This is a genomic window from Microbacterium sp. B24, from assembly GCF_000333415.1.
Taxonomy (GTDB): domain Bacteria; phylum Actinomycetota; class Actinomycetes; order Actinomycetales; family Microbacteriaceae; genus Microbacterium.
Genome location: NZ_BADB01000440.1, coordinates 1 through 4,197 on the forward strand (window position 1 = coordinate 1; position 4,197 = coordinate 4,197).

Annotated in this window: 2 protein-coding genes and 1 pseudogene; 1 reads left to right on the forward strand and 2 read right to left on the reverse strand. The window is 72.9% G+C overall.

Going from position 1 to position 4,197, the window contains the following annotated elements; all coding sequences use genetic code 11:
* The coding region (locus I5I_RS13135; RefSeq protein WP_036320563.1) for an aldehyde dehydrogenase family protein at positions 1-196 on the forward strand (196 nt) is incomplete at its 5' end.
* Between the two features lie 22 nt (positions 197-218).
* Here I5I_RS13135 and I5I_RS13140 read toward each other — a convergent pair.
* Together I5I_RS13140 and I5I_RS13145 are read right to left on the reverse strand one after the other, a co-directional pair.
* Positions 219-3,020 carry a tetratricopeptide repeat protein gene (locus I5I_RS13140; protein WP_036320566.1) on the reverse strand — a complete coding sequence of 934 codons (2,802 nt, stop codon included), beginning with the start codon at positions 3,018-3,020 and terminating at the stop codon, positions 219-221.
* A pseudogene (locus tag I5I_RS13145) lies at positions 3,017-4,197 on the reverse strand (HSP90 family protein); the annotation flags it as partial. The pseudogene I5I_RS13145 and the gene I5I_RS13140, both read right to left, overlap by 4 nt.

Genomic DNA, 4,197 nt, shown 5'->3' on the forward strand with positions numbered 1-4,197 from the left:
TCTTCCCACCGACGAGGAGCAGGCGGAACGCATCGCCGATCGCATCGACGCCGGCATGGTCTACGTCAACATCGTCCTCGCCGACTCGCCCGAGCTTCCCTTCGGCGGCATCAAGCGCAGCGGCACCGGACGCGAGATGGGGCTGCTGGCCGCCGAGGAATTCGTCAACAAGAAGCTCATCCGCATCGCCGGCTGACGCGCCGGTGCTGCCGGCCGGCTCAGGCCGGCAGCACCGCGCGGACGTCGGCGGCCTCGCCGTGGCGCCCGAGCGCCTCGAGCAGGTCGCCGAGCTCGAGCGCGACGGCCTGCCGCAGCGGCTCCGCGTCGCTCGCGTGCTCGAACGCCGCGCGGTAGAGCGTGACGGCATCGTCGGCGCGCTCGGCTTCACGCAGCACCCGCGCGGCCAACAGCTCGGACCCTCCGGCGGATGCCGGGTCGCCGGCATCCGCGAACGTGTCCGCGGCCTGCAGCGCGGTCGCCACGGCGGCATCGGTCTGTCCCTGACCGGCGAGCAGCCGGGCGCGCGTGTCCAGGACGTCGGCCACGAACCACGTCGCCTCGTGCCGGCGGCCGAGATCCAGCGCTTCGTCGATGAGCGTCACCGCCTCGTCGTCGCCCCGCTGCTGGTGCGCCTGCGCGAGCACGTGGAGGCCGTCGGCGAGCAGTCCCACTTCGTCCTCGTTGCCGCGGACGAGATCGACGGCCTCGGTGAGAACCTCGATGGCGTCGTCCGTGGCCCCGAAGCGACCGAGCAGGCGTCCCTGCTGCACGAGCGCGTACGCGCGTCCGACGGCGTCCTCGGCCTCTTCTCGGAGGTCGGCCGCGTAGGCCCAGGCGCCGACCGCGTTGCCGTACTCCTCGGCGGCATGCAGCGCCTGAGCGAGCAGCACCGCGGTCAGAGCCCGCGATCCCGGCTCCACGCCGTTCTCGCTCTCTTCGCGCAGCACGTCGTTGAGCGTGTCCACCGCTTCCGCAGCGTAACCGGCCGCCAGCATCGCGCGGCCCTGGCGGAAGCGCACGTCGACGCTGGGCAGACCCACCGCGTCGCGCCGCTCCGCCGCGACCCGGTAGCGGCTCACGGCGGCCGAGGGCTCGCCGTCGTCCTCGTGCAGCATGGCCGCCAGCAGGAACATCTCCGAGACCATCGCGTCGTCCACACCGATCGACACCGCGACCCGCGCCGCCTCGTCGGCGGCCGCGGCACCCTCCGTGAACTCCTCGGCGACCCCGTGCAGACGGGCGCGGGTCGCGAGCACCCGCACCCGGCGCCCGTCCTCGAGCGCAGGGTCGCCGAGCAGCGCGTCCAGCAGGTCGGCGCCGCGGGCCGTGTCGCCGTCGGCGGAGACGGCGTCGGCCTCCAACAGGCGCATGCCGTGAGCGCGGCGGGTGTCGCCGGCCTGAGCGAACAGTGCGGCGGCGGCGCGGGCGGGCTCGGCGGCGTCGGCGTGTGCGCCCGCCCACATCCGGCCGATCGCGAGCGTCGACAGCAGGTCGGCGCGCTCGAGGAGGTGCTCGTCGCCGAGCGCGTCGAGCTCCTCCTGCACCCGCGGCAGCGATTCGACGAGGTCGACGCCGAAGAGCACGAGCCCGAGACGCTCCTCGAGGCCCGCCTGCACGTCGCGGCCCGCCTCTCGGAGCACCGCGAGACGGGCCGGCAGTTCTGCTGCGGCCTCCTCGGTGCGTCCGTACGAGCACAGGGCCGACAGCAGGTGCGAACTCAGTGCGACGCGGTCCTCGCCGACGGCGTCCGGAAGCGCTGCGCGGATCGCGTCGATCGCGGCGCTCGAGCCGGCGCCGGTCAGCACCAGCGCGTGCTGCACGCGCTCCGCGGGCGTCCGTGCAGACGGAGCCGGTGAGGCGGCGCGCGCGGAGAACTCGTGCGAGTGGATCGGCACGTCGTAGCGTTCGCGCGCGGCGTCGCGCAGGCGGGCGAGGGCGCGTCGATGCGCGTCGGTGCCGTTGCGCGCGTCGAACGCGGCGGCGATCGTGTCGGCGAGCTCCCACGCGCGGCTCGCCAGGGCGGACGCGGTCCACGCTCCATCGTGCGGGCCCCACAATGCGAGGAGGTCTTCCGCGTCGGAGCCGCGCACCGGGGTGTCGGGGTGGCCCGCGGCGGCGACCGCGTCCAGGCCGACGGCGAAGGACGCGAGAGCGGTCTCGTGCGCGGCGGCATCCAGCCCGTCGTGGACGAGCCAGGGCAGGTGCTTCTCCACCAGCGCCAGAGCGCGGGCCTCGTTGCCGGTCACCGCGCAGAAGACGACGTTGTCGGCGATGATGGCGAGGTTGGCGGGGTTGTCCTTCGCGAGCCGGTAGCTGCGCAGGTGGGCCGCCCGCGCCTGGTCGAGCATGCCGGCGCGAAGGTAGGGCAGCAGGATGCGGGCGAGGGCGTGCTCGGGCTCCTCGCCGCACGAGAACCCGCCGTCGATCATCTCCTGCACCAGACGGATGGCGTCCTCTTCCCGCCCCGTCTCGGCGAAGAAGCCGGCGAACTGGCTGCGCACGCAGGCGTCGCAGTGGCTGTAATCGTCGCGCGGCGTCGCCTCCAGCGTACGCTGCAGTGCGGTCGCCTCCTCGACACGTCCGGCCGACCAGGCATCTTCGAAGCGCGCCATCAGCACGCCCGACTCGCCGACACCCGCGCGGCGGTAGTGCTCGTGCATGTCATCGAGCACAGCGGCGATCTGGGCGGGAGCGAACTCGGGGGAGTTGGACAGCGCTCCGGCCATCCACTTGTACTGCCAGAGCAGATCGCCCGCGGGCTCGAGCACGGCGGGAAAGCGCTCGGGGTCGGCGTCGTGGTGGGCCAGGCACCACGCGAACGAGGTCAGCATGAGGTCGGTGTCGCCCGACATGTTCGCGCTCGACGTCTGTCGCAGTCGTGCCTCGTACTCGAGGCGCTCGTCGCCGCTCTCCTGCGCCAGCGCGACGGCCTCGGCGACGAGAGCCCGCTCCTCGGGGCCCCAGGGCGTGCGGTCGATCTCGTCGAAGAGGGCGCGGATGCGGGTGCCGTAGCTCGTCATGATTCTCCTTGTTCTTCGTCGGTCTGGGCGCGCAGGGCGTGCTCGAGCAGCTCTGACAGCGAGGTGGTCATGAGCGCGCGGTCCGCCGCGCCGAGGGGGTGGTGTCCGGCCAGCAGCGACTGCACGTACAGCAGCCGCACGCTCAGCGCGAAGACCCGCTCGCCGGTGTCGCGGGGTGTCGTCGCGAGCCGGCGTACGAGATCGTTGTTCCAGTTCAGGCACAGCCGCGACGCCGAGGCCGCCGACCGCTCCCCGTCCCGGGCGACCGCGGCGGCGCGGTCGAGCACGCCTCCCCAGAGGGTCCCACCCGCGCTGCGCGCCCGTCCCCGGTCGAGGGCGCGCAGCACGGCCGGGTCCGAGACGAACAGCCCCGGCAGCTCGGTGCGCTCGAACACGCGCACGATGACCTCGACGTCGGCCAGCGTCGCCGCCGCGCGCCGTTCGAGGGCGACCGCCGCGTCGCGATCGTCGAGCGGGGGAAGATCGAGACGGTCGATCTCATCGACGACGTCGACACGCTCGACGGTGACCTCGGGGAACAGCCTCGGCAGCAGGCGCACGAGATCGGCGTCGTAGACATAGCCGCCGTCCACCAGCACACCGCTCGTGTCGGCGACGCTCGCGACCTGACGGAACTCGTCGACCGTCTCGGTGTAGCGCACGTGCGGATAGCGCCGCACCAGCTCTTCGATGCGCAGCCGTCCCTGCGTGGTCTCCACCGACAGCCATCGCACGATGAAGCGGGCGAGCTCGTCGTCGTGGCGCACGAGCGACTTCAGCGCCACCTCGTGGATCGCCACGAACTGCGCCAGACGTGCCGGGTCGTGCAGCGCCAGTTCGAGGATCCACCGGCGGATGCCGTCGCCGAGCTCTCGCCGCGTCTGCTCGAGGGCATCGTCATCGACGAGCGATTCCCGGCTGGCGGTGGGGTGCAGGCCCTCCGAATCGATCACGGCCCGAGCGAAGAACGCCCAGTCGGGGAGGATGTCGTCGGCCCGCTCGGTCAGCAGCATCCGGTGCAGGTATACCCGCGTGCTCTGCCGGCCCGTCGGGGGAGGGGCATAGGGCAGCACGTAGGCGACCCCGCGGGTCAGGGTGGCGGGCACCGACAGTGCGATGGCATCCAGAGGCTCGGCGCCGATGAGGTCAGACTCTAGAGGATCCCCGGGACCGAGCT

Excerpts from the sequence above, each read along its gene's own strand:
- I5I_RS13140 (WP_036320566.1), bottom strand. The coding sequence starts at position 3,020 with ATGACGAGCTACGGCACCCGCATCCGCGCCCTCTTCGACGAGATCGAC.